This is a genomic window from Nitrososphaerota archaeon (assembly GCA_029785825.1).
Classification (GTDB): Archaea; Thermoproteota; Nitrososphaeria; order Nitrososphaerales; family Gagatemarchaeaceae; genus UBA183.
Window position 1 is genome coordinate 311105 of record JAFLYY010000001.1, and the last position, 16918, is coordinate 328022.

18 protein-coding genes are annotated in these 16918 nt (G+C 61.7%); 9 read left to right on the forward strand and 9 right to left on the reverse strand.

The window, feature by feature from the left end; all coding sequences use genetic code 11:
- Nucleotides 1–136: 136 nt before the first annotated feature.
- Entirely contained in the window at nt 137–1063 is a 927-nt protein-coding gene (locus tag JRN21_01655) for a DMT family transporter (GenBank protein MDG6988010.1), read from the reverse strand.
- An 82-nt stretch (nt 1064–1145) separates the two neighbouring features.
- On the opposite strand from JRN21_01655, the gene JRN21_01660 reads away from it, so the two are divergent.
- Both JRN21_01660 and JRN21_01665 read left to right on the forward strand, forming a co-directional pair.
- Complete coding sequence (locus JRN21_01660) at nt 1146–1562, forward strand: MscL family protein (protein MDG6988011.1); 417 nt, start codon at nt 1146–1148, stop codon at nt 1560–1562.
- 114 nt (nt 1563–1676) lie between these two features.
- A complete protein-coding gene (locus JRN21_01665; GenBank protein MDG6988012.1) occupies nt 1677–2321 on the forward strand; it encodes a hypothetical protein in 645 nt (214 codons plus the stop codon).
- Between the two features lie 266 nt (nt 2322–2587).
- On the opposite strand, the gene JRN21_01670 is transcribed toward JRN21_01665, so the two are convergent.
- A complete protein-coding gene (locus JRN21_01670; GenBank protein MDG6988013.1) occupies nt 2588–3286 on the reverse strand; it encodes a TrmB family transcriptional regulator in 699 nt (232 codons plus the stop codon).
- A gap of 52 nt (nt 3287–3338) precedes the next feature.
- On the opposite strand from JRN21_01670, the gene JRN21_01675 reads away from it, so the two are divergent.
- Both JRN21_01675 and JRN21_01680 read left to right on the forward strand, forming a co-directional pair.
- Entirely contained in the window at nt 3339–4814 is a 1476-nt protein-coding gene (locus JRN21_01675; GenBank protein ID MDG6988014.1) for an NAD(P)/FAD-dependent oxidoreductase, read from the forward strand.
- A 26-nt stretch (nt 4815–4840) separates the two neighbouring features.
- Nucleotides 4841–5239, forward strand: coding sequence for a PPOX class F420-dependent oxidoreductase (locus tag JRN21_01680; protein ID MDG6988015.1), 399 nt, complete (start codon nt 4841–4843; stop codon nt 5237–5239).
- On the opposite strand, the gene JRN21_01685 is transcribed toward JRN21_01680, so the two are convergent.
- The 3 genes from JRN21_01685 to JRN21_01695 all read right to left on the reverse strand — a co-directional run bounded on the left by JRN21_01685 (nt 5240) and on the right by JRN21_01695 (nt 8405).
- Complete coding sequence (locus JRN21_01685) at nt 5240–5824, reverse strand: TetR/AcrR family transcriptional regulator (GenBank protein ID MDG6988016.1); 585 nt, start codon at nt 5822–5824, stop codon at nt 5240–5242.
- 95 nt (nt 5825–5919) lie between these two features.
- Nucleotides 5920–7590, reverse strand: coding sequence for a TCP-1/cpn60 chaperonin family protein (locus JRN21_01690; GenBank protein ID MDG6988017.1), 1671 nt, complete (start codon nt 7588–7590; stop codon nt 5920–5922).
- 32 nt (nt 7591–7622) lie between these two features.
- Nucleotides 7623–8405 carry a 4a-hydroxytetrahydrobiopterin dehydratase gene (locus JRN21_01695; GenBank protein ID MDG6988018.1) on the reverse strand — a complete coding sequence of 261 codons (783 nt, stop codon included), beginning with the start codon at nt 8403–8405 and terminating at the stop codon, nt 7623–7625.
- A gap of 4 nt (nt 8406–8409) precedes the next feature.
- Here JRN21_01695 and JRN21_01700 point away from each other — a divergent pair, with 4 nt between their 5' ends.
- Together JRN21_01700 and JRN21_01705 are read left to right on the forward strand one after the other, a co-directional pair.
- Nucleotides 8410–8703 (forward strand): hypothetical protein, encoded by a 294-nt coding sequence (locus JRN21_01700; GenBank protein MDG6988019.1) that lies wholly within the window; start codon nt 8410–8412, stop codon nt 8701–8703.
- Nucleotides 8704–8707: 4 nt separating this feature from the next.
- Nucleotides 8708–9040, forward strand: coding sequence for a hypothetical protein (locus JRN21_01705; GenBank protein MDG6988020.1), 333 nt, complete (start codon nt 8708–8710; stop codon nt 9038–9040).
- A gap of 59 nt (nt 9041–9099) precedes the next feature.
- Here JRN21_01705 and JRN21_01710 read toward each other — a convergent pair whose 3' ends face one another.
- Nucleotides 9100–9483 carry a hypothetical protein gene (locus JRN21_01710; GenBank protein ID MDG6988021.1) on the reverse strand — a complete coding sequence of 128 codons (384 nt, stop codon included), beginning with the start codon at nt 9481–9483 and terminating at the stop codon, nt 9100–9102.
- Nucleotides 9484–9838: 355 nt separating this feature from the next.
- On the opposite strand from JRN21_01710, the gene JRN21_01715 reads away from it, so the two are divergent.
- Nucleotides 9839–11584 carry a hypothetical protein gene (locus JRN21_01715; protein MDG6988022.1) on the forward strand — a complete coding sequence of 582 codons (1746 nt, stop codon included), beginning with the start codon at nt 9839–9841 and terminating at the stop codon, nt 11582–11584.
- 2 nt (nt 11585–11586) lie between these two features.
- Complete coding sequence (locus JRN21_01720) at nt 11587–13347, forward strand: ATP-binding protein (protein MDG6988023.1); 1761 nt, start codon at nt 11587–11589, stop codon at nt 13345–13347.
- A 6-nt stretch (nt 13348–13353) separates the two neighbouring features.
- On the opposite strand, the gene JRN21_01725 is transcribed toward JRN21_01720, so the two are convergent.
- Together JRN21_01725 and JRN21_01730 are read right to left on the reverse strand one after the other, a co-directional pair.
- Nucleotides 13354–14805, reverse strand: a complete 1452-nt coding sequence (locus tag JRN21_01725) for an MFS transporter (GenBank protein ID MDG6988024.1) — start codon at nt 14803–14805, stop codon at nt 13354–13356.
- Nucleotides 14806–14956: 151 nt separating this feature from the next.
- Nucleotides 14957–15397 carry a CoA-binding protein gene (locus JRN21_01730; GenBank protein MDG6988025.1) on the reverse strand — a complete coding sequence of 147 codons (441 nt, stop codon included), beginning with the start codon at nt 15395–15397 and terminating at the stop codon, nt 14957–14959.
- A 95-nt stretch (nt 15398–15492) separates the two neighbouring features.
- On the opposite strand from JRN21_01730, the gene JRN21_01735 reads away from it, so the two are divergent.
- On the forward strand, nt 15493–15660 hold the full coding sequence (locus JRN21_01735; GenBank protein ID MDG6988026.1) for a hypothetical protein: 168 nt from the start codon (nt 15493–15495) through the stop codon (nt 15658–15660).
- On the opposite strand, the gene JRN21_01740 is transcribed toward JRN21_01735, so the two are convergent.
- Nucleotides 15644–16849, reverse strand: coding sequence for a DUF4349 domain-containing protein (locus JRN21_01740; protein ID MDG6988027.1), 1206 nt, complete (start codon nt 16847–16849; stop codon nt 15644–15646). The genes JRN21_01735 and JRN21_01740 overlap by 17 nt on opposite strands.
- Nucleotides 16850–16918: the final 69 nt, after the last annotated feature.

The window sequence follows — 16918 nt, forward strand, 5'->3', positions numbered from 1 at the left end:
GCCCTTCTTTCTGCTCAGGCTTGGCATCAGCCCTTGACGCGGGAATGCTAGCGCTGCTTCGTCTACAAAAGCGTCGCAATCCGCATGTACCTGTTGCTTGGGCGACTCCAGCTCGGGTGTCGTCGCCGCTTGGCTTTCAGCTCTGACTCGGCGTCACCCCTCCTGCGGGGGGTGCGAACGGCTCGGCCTCGGGACCCTTCTCACCCCTGTGGAATACGTAGACGCCGACGAGGATAAGCGCTCCCCCGAAGATCTGGGCGAGAGTAATCTGCTCGCCCAGGACCACCAGCCCAAAGACCGCCCCGAACACCGTGGAACTGGACCAGACCAGCAGCATCCTGATGGCGCCGAGCCTCTTCACGGCCGCTATGAACAGGACGGTCCCACCGGTGACGACCGCCCCGAGCAGCAGCAGGATGGAGGCGCTGTATGCAGTGAACCTGAGGTGCGCCCCAGCTGCTAGGAAGACGGCTGTCAGCGCGGTCCCGCCTATCAAGTTCCTGTACTTGCTGATGAGCGAGGTGTCGAACCGTTTCGTCGCCAGGGCCATGATGTTGTTCTCGAAGGCCCAAGCGACCCCCGACCCGAGGACGAGCAGGTTCCCGGTCAGCCCTTGGAAAAAGGCGATATGCGACAGGTCGAGGTTCGTCGAGACCACAACCAGCCCTGCGACTATGAGCAGCCCGCGCAGGGCCTGGCCCCGGCGGAGCGACTCACCGAACACCGAGAAAGCTAGGATGGTGGTGAAGAGCACCTCCCCGTTTGCCAGGAGGGCGGCGTTCACCACCGTGGTCTCGTCCAGCCCCGCGGTGTACATCAGAGGGGCCAGGGCTGCCCCCACGAGCCCGAAGAACACCAGGTACCTGAGGCTGCCAGGAGCCGGCCCCCTTCTAGGCTGATGGAAGAGGAGCACCACGCCGGAGATCAGGAAGGAGAGCCCGGTCACCACCACGGGGCCATTGTAGGAAAGGGCGATCTTGGTGAGCGTCGACACCGACCCCGCGCAGAGGGACCCGAGGATGGCGTAGACGTATCCTTTCGTCGTCTCAGAGCTGGCCTTCACGAGTAGCTTGCGCCGGGGAAACAGGGGGCATTAAGCATCCTTTGCGAACTCCTCTTAAAACGGCCCCCGCCTACCCATGGCCATGGCATCTGATGACGCCATACTGACTGAACTTCAGAAGATTAGAGAGCTCCTCACCCCCAAACCAGCTCCGCCAGCGCCTCCTCCTCCCAAAGGGCTGTGGGCCGAGTTCAAATCGTTCCTATCCCAGTACAAGGTCCTCGGCCTCGCCGTGGCCTTCATCCTAGGTCTGTACCTGGGGAACCTCGTACAGGGGCTGGTCAACGACCTGATTATGCCAGTCATCTCCATAGCGACCGGGAGTTCCGGCCCACTCAAAGCGTGCACCACCGGAGGGACCCCGGTCCCCGCATGGCAGTGCATCACCGCCGGGCCTTTCCTCGTCGGCTCGTTCCTCGGCACCGTGATAACCTTCATCGTCGTCGCCTTCGTCGTATTCCTCATAGTCAAGGTCGCGAAAAGGTCGAACATCCAATAGGAGCTCTCCCCGTTTCTTCTTCTGCCGTGCGTCAAATCCGTTAAGCATACTGTCAACGGTAATTGCCTCAGTCAGTCATGTCCATCTCCCAAGATATCAGAGCAAGATTTCACGATGAGCAGCAGCAAGTTCGAAAAAGGATGGAAGACCCAGGAGAAGGAGCCTTTCGGGAAGATGGTCCGCGAAACCGTCCGCGGGCCACAGCCGATCCGGCCCCAGGTCCAGAAAGCGACCCAGCAGTTGACTGGGGAGATCAACCGCCTGGACCAGGCGATGGGCCGGCTGAAGCAACGAGAGAACTCCATTTTCAAGAAGACCGTAACGGCCGTTCAGGCGCACGACCAGGAATCCAGTAAGGCGTACTCCAACGAGCTCGCCGAAGTCCGCAAGATGGAGAAGATTGTAACGCAGTCCAGGATTGCCCTGGAACAGATCAACACGAGGCTGCAGACGGTCACAGACATCGGAGACTTCGCGGCGACCATCGCCCCGGCCATAGGGGTGATCAAGAATGTACGCGTCACCCTTGGCGAGGCCATGCCCGACGCCCAGGGGGCCCTGGGAGAGATCGGGGCTCAGCTGAACTCGATAATGGTGGACGTCGGCCAGATAACGGGGACGACCTTCTACCAAGCCGAGAACGGCGAGGAGGCCAACAAGATCCTGGCCGAGGCATCCGCGATAGCCGAGAAGCGGATGTCCGAGTCCCTCCCCGAGGTACCAAGCAGCGCCGGTCAGTCCATCTTCACGAGCGAATAGACCGCCCGGGGCAGCTCGGCCCCGGCCGGGCCGCCCTTTCTGCTTCTTGTGGTCGTTGCGGCTTCCGATGCGCGAACAGCCTCTCCGGTAGAGGAACGGCGCCAGCCATCTCGATTCTCCTCGAGCGCCGTCGCGGGGTAGGCGCATCACGAAAGCCTAGAATGCCGAGTAGAAACCTGGCCCCGCTGCAAGGAACAGTGCCTCAGGACTCACGAAGGTGAAGAGTCGTCTGGCGTACTGGACTCTCCGCAGGGTCCAGCATGGAGCTATGCCGGAGACGAGGTCGTCCAGAGCAGCTCCATGAACTGCTTGAAGTGGCTCGCCACGGCTGGGCTGTCGATCCATCCGCAGGCAGAGTGGTCAGGGAGCCCGATTAGGGCGACTTTGTCGTCTACCAGGAGGTCGAACGCCACCTGGTTCCCGGTCCTCGCCTCTACCCCGGGGGGGAGGAGCCCCTGGGCCTGGTCGTCGCAGACCGCTCTGACCTTCACCCCTCTCTTCACCGCCCCGTCGAGGAGTTCCATCACCTTGGCGTCCTCCAAGCCCATGGCAGGCGTGACGACCATCACACTCTCTCTTGCCCCTCTGAGCATCTCGTAGATCTTCCCCAGAACTCTCTCGCTCCCTCGGACGGTGTACACCAGCTCTGCTTCTTCGGTAGGCTCGGCCCTGTATATCCTCTGAAGCTCCCTGAATGCGTCTTCGACCCTCGAAGAAATCGTGGCCTTGACGGTCTCAGGCTTCTTGGCTCTGTACGTGACCGGTTTGCTTACGACCTTCTCGACCCACCCCTTCGCCTCGAGGGCCTTGAGCGCCGTGTAGGCGCTGGGGTAAGGGATCCGGGCCTCGGTGGCGACCCTCTTCGGCTCAGCAGGCCCGAGGCCGGCGTTGGCGACGTATGCCTTGGCTTCGTAGCTCGTGAGCCCCAGGTCCTTGAGCTGTTCGACTATCTGGGACCTGTCCACGCATGGAGTGCGGCGAAGCTCTTATATAGTATTTTCGTAGCGTTCGCACTAAATGGCTGGCGAACCTGACTACGACGTGGTCATCGCAGGCGGCGGGATGGCCGGCCTGATCACAGCTGCTTCCATTGGCTATCATTCGAAGGGGAGCGCCCGGGTCCTAGTGGTCGACAGGAACAAGGAGGCCGAACCGGGAAGGAAGACTAACAACGGCTGGACCTGTGGGGACGCCACCAGTAAGAGGTCTCTGGACTACCTCGCGGAGCACATAGGGATAAGGTACGGCTCCCCCGAGCTGGAACATCCGGTGAGCGGGGTCTACGTCTACTCCCCAGACAGGAAGTCGAAAGTGCTCTTCGAAGGGGAGGGCTATCTGTTCAACAGGAAGCTGGTCCCGAGGCGCCAGGTCGCAGACGCGAAGAAGTTCGGGACAGAGTTCATGTTCGGGGCCACGGCAGAGAGGCTTCTCTCGGAAGAAGGCCGCATCACCGGGGTGACGGGACGGAAGTCCGACGGGGCGGCGTTCAGCGTCACCGGGAAAATCGTCATCGACGCGACAGGTTCGTCCTCTACCCTCAGGAGATTCATGCCCATTCCGTCGCTGATCGAGAAAGAGATCGACCCGGACGACGTGGTCGGCACCGGGAGGTACATCCTCGACTTCGAGCCTGCCAAGGACGACCCCGCCTTCTTCGCTCCCGACTACTGCATAATCCACCTCGACCAGTTCATCGCCCCCGCCGGCTACGCCTGGGTCTTCCCGAAGGGGAAGAAGAAGGTGAACATAGGACTGGGGGTGTCTCACTCCGGGCTGGCGAGGAGGAACAGGAGGTTCGGGCTCAACGACAACCTCCAGAGCCTCATCGACAAGTACCTGGCCGACAACCCGGTCATCAGGAACTTCTCGCAGCCCTCTGACGACGCCAACGCCGGGAACACGAAGGGGAACTGGCAAGTCCCGGTGAGGCGGCACAACGACTGCATGGTCGCCAACGGTTTTGCGGTGGTGGGGGACGCCGCCTGGATGCCCAGGCCCATCGACGCCGGAGGGATAAGCCCCTCCATCTATGGCGGGACCATCCTGGGGAAGGTGGTCGCCGAGGCGCTCGAGGCCGGGGATGCGACCGAGGCGGGCCTCTGGAAGTACAACGTCGAGTACATGAACACCCACGGATACCCGATGGCCAGTTTCGAGGTCCTCAGAAGATACCTGCAGACAGTCACCAACGACCAGATCAACTACGGGATGGAACACTTCCTCTCAGAGGAAGATGTAGCGGCGATAACCGAGAGGAAGCACCCCGAATTCAATCAGGCCCGCTTCATGAACCCGGCGATGTGGTTCCGGGTCCTGGGGCAGCTTTCGCTCGCCAGGGGGCTCAGGTACACCGTCAAGAAAAGCGCCGCCCTGGTGGAGATCAACTTGGCCTACCCAGACTCCCCCAAAGGCTTCGGCGAGTGGCAGAAGCGCCTGGGGAAGGAGCTCGCTGAGACCGTTGAGAAGTTCAAGCCCCTCGACGTAGCCAACTAGAAATACCGCTCGGGTTCCAGGTGCCCATGGTCAAGCTCGCCCCCAAGGTCATGGGGTTCCTAGAGGGGAAGCACTTCGGTAAGCTCGCGACTGTGATGAAGGACGGGTCCCCTCATGTCACCCCCATCTGGTACATGATGGACGGGGGCAAGGTCGTGATCAACACTACCACGACTCGGGTGAAGTACTTCAACATCGTCCGGGACTCGAGGGTAAGCTTCCTGGTGGACGACGGATATCCATACGTCATACTCTTCGGGAGGGCCAGGGTTGCGCCAGAGCGGGACGCCAAGAGGGACATAGAGGCCCTCGCGGTCAGGTACACCGGAGAGGCGAGGGGGCGGAAGTCGGCGCGGTCGACCTTCTGGAAGGAGCCCCGGGTATCGATAGAGATAGTGCCAGAGAGGGTCTTCGTCAACCTCTAGCTATTTCATCGCGCGCGAGAAGAAGTCGGTTACGAACCTGCTGTAGGTCTCCCTGTCCGAACTCTTCGCGAAGTGGATATGCTGGAAGATCACCCTGTTGAGCATCCCAAGGAGGCAGTCGACGGCTAACTTGGGATCCGTCTTGCGAAACATCCCTCTCGAGATCGCGCGTTCCACCAGCCCGGAAGCGATACCTGATATCTTCTCCAGGTCGTCGGACACCATCTGGGCGCTGTGCTTGTCCAGGGTGGCCGAGTCCCTCATGTATAGTCCGATGTCGAAGGTGTGCTCCGGGAAAGACCTGAGGTAGGTAGAGATGAAGATCTCGAGCCCTCTCTTAGGGTCGGGGGCCTTGGACGCGGCGGCGAGCTTCCGGATGAACTCTTCCATCGATATCTGTTTCCGGGCTACGGCTTCGAAGAGCCCCTTCTTGCTGCCGAAGTAGTAGTAGATGACAGGGGCGGTGGTCCCTGACACCCTGCAGATGTCTCTCACCGAGACGTTTGCGAACCCCTTCTCCGCGAACATCCTCGAAGCCACTTCGAGTATCTTCCCGGCGGTCGCATGCTGTTCTTCGACCTGCACGTCCAACGAAAGCCCTCCTTTCCGTATATAACAGTTGGAGGCCGGGCGGATGCGGCCGCCCAGAGCCCTTGTGACGCGCGTATCAGCGGGGCAGGCTAGTCGAACTCGCCGCCTTCGCCGCCCATCCCGCCGGCTCCCCCGGGGGGTCCCGCCGGCGCCTTCGACTTCCCTGCGGCGATGACGTCATCGATCCTCAGTATCATCGAGGCCGCCTCGGTGGCAGACCTGATGATCTGAACCTTCACGGCCAGAGGCTCGATGACCTGGCGCTGGTACATGTCCTTGACCTTCCCGTCCGCGGCTTCGATCCCGAACCACTTCCCGTTCTCCGTAGCGTGCTTCGCTCTGAACTCCACCTGCGCGTCGATGGGGTCCATACCTGCGTTGAGCGCGAGGGCGATGGGTATCGACTCGAGGGCCTCGGCGAACTTCTGGGCTGCGAGCTGCTCCCTCCCCGTGAGCTTGTCCGCCCACTTGAGGACCTGAGCTGCCGCCTCCGCCTCCGCCGCGCCACCGCCGGCTACCACCGCCGGCCTCTCGATGACGTCTTTGGTCACCATCAGGGCGTCGTGGAGGGACCTCTCGCCCTCGTCTACGATGCGCTGGGTCCCGCCTCTCACCAGTATGGTGACCGCCTTCGGGTTCTTGGCTCCCTCTACGAACACCCATTTGTCTTCTTCGACCTTCCTCTCTTCTACGTGCCCCGCATAGCCGAGGTCGCCGGGAGAAAGGTCCTCGAAGTTGTTCACCACCCTGCCGCCTGTCGCTTTCGCTAGCTTGGTCATGTCCGACTCCTTCGCCCTCCGTACGGCGAGAATCCCGGACTTCGCAAGGTAGTGCTGGGCGATGTCGTCGATACCCTTCTGGCAGATGACGACGTTAGCCCCCACTTCAGCGACCTTGTCCACCATACCCTTCAACATCTTCGTCTCTTCGTCCAGGAACTTCTTCATCATGCTGGGGTCGTTGATGTTGAGCTTGGCGTCGAATTCCGTCTTTTCTATCTCGAAAGGAGCGCTGACGAGGGCGATCTTGGCTTTGTCCACCGACTTCGGCATGCCAGAGTGGACCACTTCCTTGTCCAGCACTATCCCCTGAATGAGCCTGGTGTCCTTCAGCGAGCCGCCGGGCTTCTTCTCCACCTTTACGTTGTCGATGTCCACCCTGTACCCCTTATCTGCCTTCTCCGCCACCGCCAGGGTCGCCTCGACCACGAGTTCCGCAAGGTCCTGAGCTTCCTTCGAGACCAACTTGGTCTGCATGCTGGTCTTCGCGACCTTCACCAGCCACTCCTTGTCGCTCGAGGAGACCTTCTCGGCCACGTCCTCCAGGGACTCGATGGCCTTCCTCGAGGCCTTCGAATAGCCGTCTACTATGACGGTAGGGTGAACGTTCTTGTCAAGGAGCTCCTCTGCCTTCTCCAGCAACGCTCCTGCGAGCACTACCGCAGAAGTCGTCCCGTCGCCGACCTCGTTGTCGGTGGTCTTGGACACTTCTACCAGCATCTTGGCTGCCGGGTGCTGCACGTCTATCTCCTTCAGCATCGTCGCGCCATCATTGGTGATGGTGACGTCTCCGAGAGAGTCTACGAGCATCTTGTCCATACCCCTCGGCCCTATGGAGCTCTTCACTACCTCTGAGATCAGCTTAGCGGCCGCTATGTTGTTCCTCTGGGCCTCCCTGCCCCTGCTCTGGCTCGACCCTTCCTTAAGAATCAGGACGGGCTGCCCAGACTGGGTGACTGCCGGAATCGCGGTTGTTGACATCGTAAATCTTCGTTCGGTATACAACTAGTGGTTTATATTCGTTTTGCGGGAGGGAGGGTACTGCGGGCCTTTTCGGGCTTCCGTGCCGGGGCTACCTGCTGTATGGCCTTCGCCAGGCCGATGTCCCAGCTGGTCACGCCTCCTTCCGAGTGAGTCTGGAGCGCTAGCGTGACTCTAGTGTATCTGATGTGGATGTCAGGATGGTGTTCCTGCTTCTCAGCTACTGCCGCTACCCTTCCCACGAAGGCGACCCCTTCCATGAACGTGTCGAACTCGAGCGTCCTGGTGATGAACTTCCATTCGCGCTTCCATCCCTCGAGGCCCTTCAGGGCCCTGTCAACCTCGGGTGCCTTCAGGAGCCTTGGCACAGATGCCTGGGAGTGGGCGTCCGCTTTTAGTTTTACCGAAGCGGCAACTGTAGTTGACAACGGGAGTTTACGACCCAGCTGCGTCCTCGTCTCCGTCGCATGGGAGAAAAGAAGGAGCTTCTCCGGTCGACCGCGCAGTCCCTGCAGAGGATCAGCAGCTCGAAGTCCGAGGTGGCGTCCGGGCTCGACTCGTCCGTCATTTCGCGCCAGGTGGAAAGGGTCACGAAGCCGAGTTCCCCGGGGGCTGCCATGAAGAAGGCGGGGGTCGCGCTCATCGCCGCGCCCGAGCCGCTGACCGGGGTCGCGGGAGTTGCCCTGGTCGCGTCGTCGTTCGCTATCAAGGGGAAAGAGCCGGCGAGCCTGGCGAGCATCGCCCAGGAGACGAGGAAGATTCTCCGTGAGATCCAGTCCTTTAGGATTTAAGTAGCCGCGGAGGTGTCGGCGCATCTCGATGGAACTCAAGCCATCGAAGGGGCTCAAGGTGAAAGTCAACGCGCAGCGCGAAGCCGTGTTCGGCGACGAGTCAGTCAGCGTCCAAGGTGCATCGATCAAGGAGGGGGCTAGGGTCGGGGTGATGACAGGCCGGTCACTGGTGGGGTTCTGCGAGGTGGAGATGCAGAAGCTCGACGGCCGCGCACACTGGTACCCGATAGAAGACTTGACAGGGGAGCACGGCGAGAAGCTGGTCGAAGAAGTGATACCGATAGAGCTAGAAGAGGACGAGGGACCAGAAGAGGAGCAGTAGCGGCATGAGCGAGGCCGCCAGGGCCGAGCTTGTCTTCGTCGTCGATGTAGCCTCGTTCACAACAGGCGGCTTCGTGGGCACCACCAGCTACGGGGGGAGGAAGGTGAACATGGAGTTCGATGACGGAGGCGAAGGCGTTTTTCTCACAGCAGAGATGGCAGGCCGCATCGGGGTAAGGAAGGGGTCAAAGGCCGTGGTGGTCCTGGAGGATGGCGCTATCCGCGTCCACGAGTTGGCTGTCGCGGGGGTCGGGAAGTCTCTCCGTGTCTCCGATTCAACGGTCTACTACGGCGTAGGAAGGGAGGGCGCTGCCGTCCTAAGAATCAGGAAAGCCTGAGCTCCTCGGGCCCATTTCAGCATCGCGTCGCCGTCGCAGTCGCAGTCTGGGGTGCCGTATCATCCCGACATCCCGCCTATCCTCGCCCTCATCCTCCAAACGAAGCTCTTGGGGTATCCCTCGATCATACTCGTCAGTTTCCTGATGCGCGGCTCCACCAGCTCTTTGCCTTCTCCTGCCCGCTCCCCCGCCATCGCGACCGCAGTTTCGAGTGACTTCCAGAATGTGGCGTACACATCCCGGTCCTTGGGGCAGAGATCGGCGATCTCGTCCCCCTTGATCCCTCCATGTTCCGCGGCTACGATGTCCTCGAAAGCGACCATCATGTACTCATGCTCCTCCGACTTCTCGACGACCTGGAGCTTGGTCATCAGCAGCTGAGTGATGGAGGGCGTATGCGTCCCGGCGGAGATACCCTCCTTGAAGTTGAACCTATGGCACATGACGGACTCGTCTAGGAAGAGGTCGACCCTCCGTCGGTTCCCATGTCGTAATAGATCCGCCTCTGCCCCATGTCGAGCTTGTTGAACAGCTCCCTCGGCTTGTAACCGAGCGTTTCCACGGTTTTCACAATCTCTCTTGAGAGCCCTCTCTCTTTTGCCCATCAGGTCGACGTCCCTGTTCTCCCGGAAGTATCTGGGACCGCTGGCGTGCTCCGCGGCTTCTTTGGGGGGCGCGCACATCAGGAAGAGCTTCAGTTTCGCCGACGCCCCTCTTGCTTAATAACGGACGCGGCTTCATCCTTTAAGCCTCCGACAAGAGGGCCACAAGAATGAAAGACGCAGTCTGGGTTAGGCCATGTCCTTCGAGATAGCCGAGGACCTTTCGCGTCAGACTTCGGAGCTTCTTTCCCGGTTCGAAAGGAGGGCCGCATCCTTCTCCAACAGGGCAGACCTCGCCTCATTTGCACTTCAGCGCGACCAGGCTGCGGCGGAGAAGACCGCCAGGGAGTTCTTCGGCCCAGGGGAGCACGTGGCAACGGGGATCGACGGCTCCATGGACTTTGACGAGCGGCTCCAGATGATACTCTTCTACGCCAACGCGACCGCCTACAGCTGCCCCTTTACAGTCGCGGAACGCCTGTCCCTGGATCTCTCCGGGGCCTACAGAGAGTCGAAGATGGACGCTTCCGCAGCCGTCCCACTCTGGGCCGAGGACCTCTCGAACGTCCTCACAAACGAGCCCGAGATAGACATCGAACTGGAACATTCGATGGAGAGAATCCCGAACTCCTTCATGACGCTCGGAGAGCTTTACCTGGGGTACCGGGCGTGCGAGAAGTCCAGGGTCTTGTTCATGGACCGGCCCCTGTCCGGGACCTATTCAGCCCTCTCCCGCGACGTCAGGCTGCTCCTCCGGCGGGGGGAGACCAAGCTCACTCGTTGGTCCCCTGAAGTTCCGGCGACGCTGCTGGACATAAGGCTCGCCCTGTACCTGGGCTCCCCTTCCATGGCGGTCCCCACGAGGGGCCGCTATCTGCATATCGCCCTGCTCAAACGCCTGCTCGCGGGTCCGTCGAGCGTAGCAGACCTCTCGAAGAGGCTCAAGGTCAGGGAAGCGGAGGCGTCGAAGGCTGCTGCAAGGCTCCTCAAACTCGACAAGGAAGTCGGAGGGTCTATACTATCAGACTCTTCAGAGTCTCACCTCGAGGTGAGAGACGAGGTCCTAGGATACTGGAGCCGCACCCTCGCGCTCTCTGTCGACTACGCCTCCAAGGTCTTCTCCAGGTCGAGGCACCCCCTCGCCTTGAAGGCGGACGAGTATCTCACGATGCTCGATGTCAGCGCGATCTCTCTCTTCCTGCTCCAGGGGCTCCTCGACCGGGCCTCGGAGAAGCGGACCCTCCTGGTGGGGATAGCCAAGGACACCTCGGCGACGGACGTCGCAAGGTCGGTCCTGCCGTTCGCGTCAGCCGGCGGCTTCGTGAGACTTGGGTCTCCAGCTCCGATGCTGAGGAACGACAGGGCTTTCCTGGCGATACTGAGCGCCGAAAACCCGGAGATCGCGACCCCCTGGAGGACGATGGGGTACGACTCTGCCTTCTCCACCATCGCCAACGTCGGAGGAGAACTGCGGAGCGCCAGGAAACTGGTCTCCAGAGAACAGCTCTTCGTCCGCTCTTACTTCCAGCTCCGGACCCTCAGGAGCGACAGAAAGGTCAGGTCGCAGGTCTTCCTCTTCGATAGGCCGTTCGGCAAGGAAGACGAGGGCGCCGAGAGGCAGGTCAGGGTGAAGGAGAAGTCGGGGATGACCGACGTCGGTGCCTACTTCGAAGGAGACCGCTTCAGCCAGACGTCTAACCTGGTCCTGCATATCCTGTCCATGGGAGACAACCCGGAGGTCTTCGAAGCCTTCGGCCACAACCAGTTGCTCTACCTGGCGGACAAGGCGGTGAAGGCAGAGGTCAGGATGCTCCGGAGCTCCCTCAGGGGGGTCGCAGACCTCAGCGCGGGCGGGGTGTCCAACCGGCGGAAGATATTCGGGCTCGTTACACCTTATAGGCAGCAGCGAGCCGAGGCCGAACACGCGAGGATGAAACAGTAGAGATGCTGGAGAGCCAGGAGAACGGGTTCTTCGACAACATGGGCGGAGAGTTCGACGCCCGCCTCAAGATGGTCACGAGGACTACGAGGACCACCAAGAGCGACGGCAGGGAGCTGACCGTCTCCAACCCGCTCGCGATAATCGAGGCGCGGTTCAGCTACAAGGTCCTCGACAGGCTCCTCTCCCCCAACTTCGTCGCCATAGAAAGGAGCGTCGACGGCGAGAAGCGCTACGTGATGTACGAAGTGGTGGCTGTCAACCCCACGCACTACCAGCTCCCGGGGATCGACGCTTCGATGCCCACCCTCCTCAGGAAGGAGTACCTCGACACCATCAACGAGAGCTGGGGCAAGTCCCAGGAGACCTGGATCGACCTCGCAGCGATCCCGACCAACTACTGCGCGAAGCTGCAGGGCGACGGCATGGAGTACACGCGAGCCTCCTACGCCCCGCTCCCGGGTGCCAAGGCGCTGCTGCTCTCCAAGCCCGCCGTCGAGAGGTTCCTGTGCGTCGCCGGAGGGGTCGAGATCGGCGACATGGTGGGCTTCGAGATTCCGCTCACCGTAGACATGGACAGCCTGATCCGGTATCACATGGGCGCGTTTGGCTTCACCGGCGCAGGGAAGTCAAACCTCACCAGCGGCCTGCTCAGGACGGCCCTGGCGAGGGACCCGCTGCTTACCGCGGTGGTGTTCGACATCGCAGGCGAGTACGCGGTGAACCTGCTCGACCTGCTGAAGGCAGGAGCCAAGATATACACGACCGAGACCATGGACAGCGCCTCGGAGTTCGTAAGCTCCCAGGCCATCCCCGAGACCCTGGAGACCGCCCTGGGGAGGGAGAAGATAGAGCAGGAGTTGGCAGGCCTCTACAGAGGCGGGGTGGAGCGGCTTTCGCTCCTTGATGCCGGCGGGATAGACCTGGCGTGGATACAGTCACTCCTTCAGGGGACCGTCGACTCGGGGAGGACCGGAGGCACTTCGGCCAAGATAGGGATCTCCCGTCTCGGCATGTCCTTCTACGAGAAGAGAGGATACAGGGCGAGCACCAGGCTGACCGACCTGGACAAGGAGGCGAGAGACGAGCTCAACGCCCTGCTGAAGGACATCAACCAGAGCGTCAACGAGCGCTCCGGGCTCAGGGCTGACCTGGACCTCATAATCAAGATGCTCGATGCGCCGGAAGGGGCCCCGACTGGCCCGGCCCGGGTCACCCCCGAGGTGCTTGCCGACCGGCTTGTCCGCGGGAACGCCCCCCGCCTGAACATCCTCTACATGCCTGACCCTCACAACGCGAGGTCGGTCGCGGCCCGGCTGATACGCCGCCTCCTGTTCCTGAAGAAAAAGGTGGGGAACAAGCAGAGGATCCTCGTCTTGCTCGACGAGGCCCAAGAGTACATCCCTGACGAGACGGCAGACCGCGACTTCACCAGAGACTCGAACCTGGCGGTGGAGCAGCTCCTCCGTCAGGGGAGGAAGTATAGGCTCCACTGCTGGATGGCCACGCAGAGGGTCGCCAGGCTCAACGTGAACGCCCTGCAGCAGCTCCACAGCTACTTCGTGAGCACCCTTCCGCGGATGTACGACAGGATGGTGATAGCTGACGCCTTCGCGCTCCCTTACGAGGTACTCGAGAGGTCTGCCGAACTCGGCACGGGGGAGTGGCTCTTCGTGTCCTTCAAGGCGGCGAAGCAGAGGAACGTCCCTGTATTCCTGAAGACCGTCAACAACGAGGGCGTCGTCGCCAGGGCCCTGAATCACTAGGCCCGCTCACTCTGGCATCATCTCAGGCGTCCCGTCATGGGTCCCTTTCTGACGCTTGGTCATGAAAGCGGGGACCGCCGCGAAGAGGCTGATCACCCCCAGGATCAGGAAGAGCCCGTGCAGCGACCCCACGAATGCCGCCTCGACGGCCGGGTTCACCACCCCCGTGGGGGACCCCGCGAATATCGCCTGGAGGACTGCCGATGGGACGCTGGCGGCCATCACCGCGAACGCCAGTCCCAAGCTGAGGAGGAACCCGGTGTTGACCAAGGTCGACGACATCCCCGACGCTATCCCCCTCCTGGGCGTGGGAGTCGCGTTCATTATCGAGGCTATGTTTGGCGCGACGAAGAGACCGCCTCCAGCCCCCGCGAGGGCCATTGGGACCAACAGCCGCAGATAGCTGTCCGCCGTCCCCAGGGGGAATGCCCCGAACCAGAAGAGCGCGGCCGCGACCACGATCAGCCCTGCCGTCGCCAGCCCCCTGGACCCAACCCTGTCAGAGAGGTACCCGCTCAGGGGGCCGAGAGTGACGAAGGCGATCGAATATGGGATGAGCCAGAGCCCCGACGTGAACGCGCTCAGGAGCAGGACCCCTTGAAAATAGAACACTAGGACCAGGGAGATCCCTCCGCGCGCCACCGACGCCAGCAGGTTGCTCGCCATCCCTGTTGCGAACGCCCTTATCTTGAACAGAGTCAGGTCCATCATGGGGTAGCGCGTTCTGGACTCGACCACGACGAACCCCCCCACCATGGCCAGCCCCGTCCCCATCACAGCAAGGTAAGTAGGGGACCAGCCTATGAGCGCGCCGAGCATAAGCCCCACCAGGAACACCGTCAGCCCCCCTGAGAATAGGACGTTCCCCAGGGGGTCCAGCTTCTCACCACGGCGGGGCTCCGATATTTCCTTCAGTTTGAGATAAGCCCAGCCGGTAGCGAAGGCGCCGAAGGGTATGTTGATCCAGAAGATCGACCTCCACCCGAGGAAGGAGCCGGCAAGGACACCGCCGAGCGCCAGGCCGAGGACAGATCCCACCGTCCCGGCTACCTGGTTGAGCCCGAGGGCCCTCCCTCTTTCCGTGACGGGGAAGGCGTCGGTGAGGAGGGCGGCGGCGTTAGAGAATATGAGCGCGCCCCCCGACCCTTGCACCAGCCTGAATAGGACGAGGGAGATCCCGTTGGGGGCGACGCTGCAAAGGGCGGAGCCCACGGTGAAGAGCGCGAACCCGAGGTTGTAGAGCTTCACCCTCCCGAGGATGTCTGAGAGCCTTCCGAAGGTCATCAGGAGGGAGGCCGTGACGAGGATGTACCCCATGATGATCCACACCGCCTCGAAGGGGGTCGCGTGCAGGTCAGCGGTGATGGTCGGAAGGGCGATGAGCACTATGTTGGAGTCCAGGACCGCCATGAACGCCCCGATGGTCGTGTTGATGAGGACCACGTACTTGTACTGCAATCTGATGAATTCCACAGAGACTCTGACGGTTGCCGATAAGACTTCGCGTCAGGGCGGGGCCGCGAGCATGAGGGCGGCGGGAACCAGCCACCCCGGCTGAGTCAATGGGGCTTCGGACGGCCGTGGCGTGCGGGGGAGCCACCGGTCTGCCTTACTTCCAGCCTTCCGCGACCCTGTGCTCTATCCGCATGCATTTGTCCATCACGTAGTCCACTCCGGCGTCGGCGAGGATCTTCTTCGCCTCCTCGTTCTCCAGGCCGAGCTGCCCCCAGAACACAAAGGGCCTCCCCGTCTTCTTCTTCATCTCCGCCACCTGTCTGGCCACCTGGGGGAACTCCTCGGACGGTCTGAACACATCCACCACCTCGATCTTCTGCGCTGTTTCTTCGGGGATGTCCGCAAGCGTCGGATATGTCTTCTGGCCGAGCACCACGTCCGCGGTAGGGTTGACCGGTACTATGGTGTATCCGTGCTGTTGCAGGTACGCAGGGACCGTGTTTGCCTCTTTCTCCGGGTTCTTCGACGCGCCCACCACCGCGATGAGCCTGTATCTCTTCATCACTTCGGTCGGCTGAACCGTAAACTTGTCCATGTCGGCCGAACCCGATTTCCCGTTAATACAGATGTCGGCCCCTGGAACAATGTCCGCAAACTCTAAAGCCTCTGGAGGTGAGACTGGCGAACAGAATGCTGGCGACCCTCCTGTCGAACATCCCGCTCGGGACCGCTAATGCGCTCTCCTGGTCCATGCTGGTCGTCGTGGCGGTTTTCCTGGTGTCGGGCACTTCCATCGCCTACTACTTCTGGAGGGAGAGCAAAAAGGTGAAGGCGGCCGCTCCTACTGGTCCTGCCTGACGGGCTTCTGGTTCTTTCGCCTCAGCGGGATGAGTATCGCCGCGCCGACGGCGGCGATCGGCAGCGCCACCACCGCGACCTCCACGATCCCTTCGACGACGCCGACAAGGAGCCCCCCGACGGTGTTGATGAACGTGGAGAACCCCGAACCTACGCCAGGGGCAACCACCTTGACCGTGGCGCTCCTCTCGACCACGGTCCCGTTCTGGTCAGTCACGCTAACGAGGACATTGTAGTCGCCCGGCTCGTAATACGTGTGTATCAGGATCTGCCCCTGGGCCGCGTATCCGTCTCCAAAGTTGTAGTTCACCACGTACGGCTGGGACCCGCCTTTCACGACTGCGTTGAAGGTGACGCTCAACGGGACCGTGCCGTTGTCGGGAGTGACGGAAAGGGTCAGGGAAAGGGGGGAGGGAGCGGAGGTCTCGCCGACCGTGACGCTGATGGTCGCGTAGGCTATGAGAGTCCTGGTCTGAAGGATCTGGCTCTCCACCTCGTTGATTTGCTGGTTCACTTGCTGCAGCTGGGACTCTATGGCCAACGTCCCGTTTACTGTGGAAGACTCGTTGAGGAGCTTCAGCAGGGCTCCCTGTTCCGTCTGCAGGGAGATCAGCGTCGCGTTGAGGTCGGTGTACTGCACGGTCACATCGTTTGAGTTCGTCGTCAGGCTGACGAACGACCCCATGCCCTCGACCTGCCCCAGGACCGCGCGATATTCGGCCGCCGGTACCCTGATCACGACATAAGCGGAGCTGTTGTAGGTCGACTGGTAGGCTACGTACCCTCCTACCGAGTAAGCTAGGGCCGACACCGCGGAGGCGGTCTGTTCGGGGGAGGAGGCGGATAGGACAAGCGAAGTCGAAATCTCGATGTCCCCTCCCGGAGAGCCCTGGGTCCCATTGGAAGCCGCCGCGGTTCCGCCCCCAGAAGTGGTGCTGGCGGTCTCGGCCTGGCTGACGACCACCGTCTGGTAAGGCGAGCTAGGGGGGTTGCTCTCATGCGCGCCGAGAATGTAATTCGAAGCTATGGACTGGTCGAAGCCCGAAGAGACCGGCAGGGTCTGAACGGCGGGTCGCGCCGTGAGACCCGCGCCCATGTTGACCAGGGCGACGACGAAACCCCCCGCGACTATCGCCGCAGCCAAACCTAGGAGCGCCCTCCTCCTGCTCACCCCTCCGAGCCTGTTCACGCCGGAGGTGTCTTCCGGGGCCGAGTTAGTCCCAGCGTCCCGAACGGGGCGTTCGCCCCGGCAGAACAG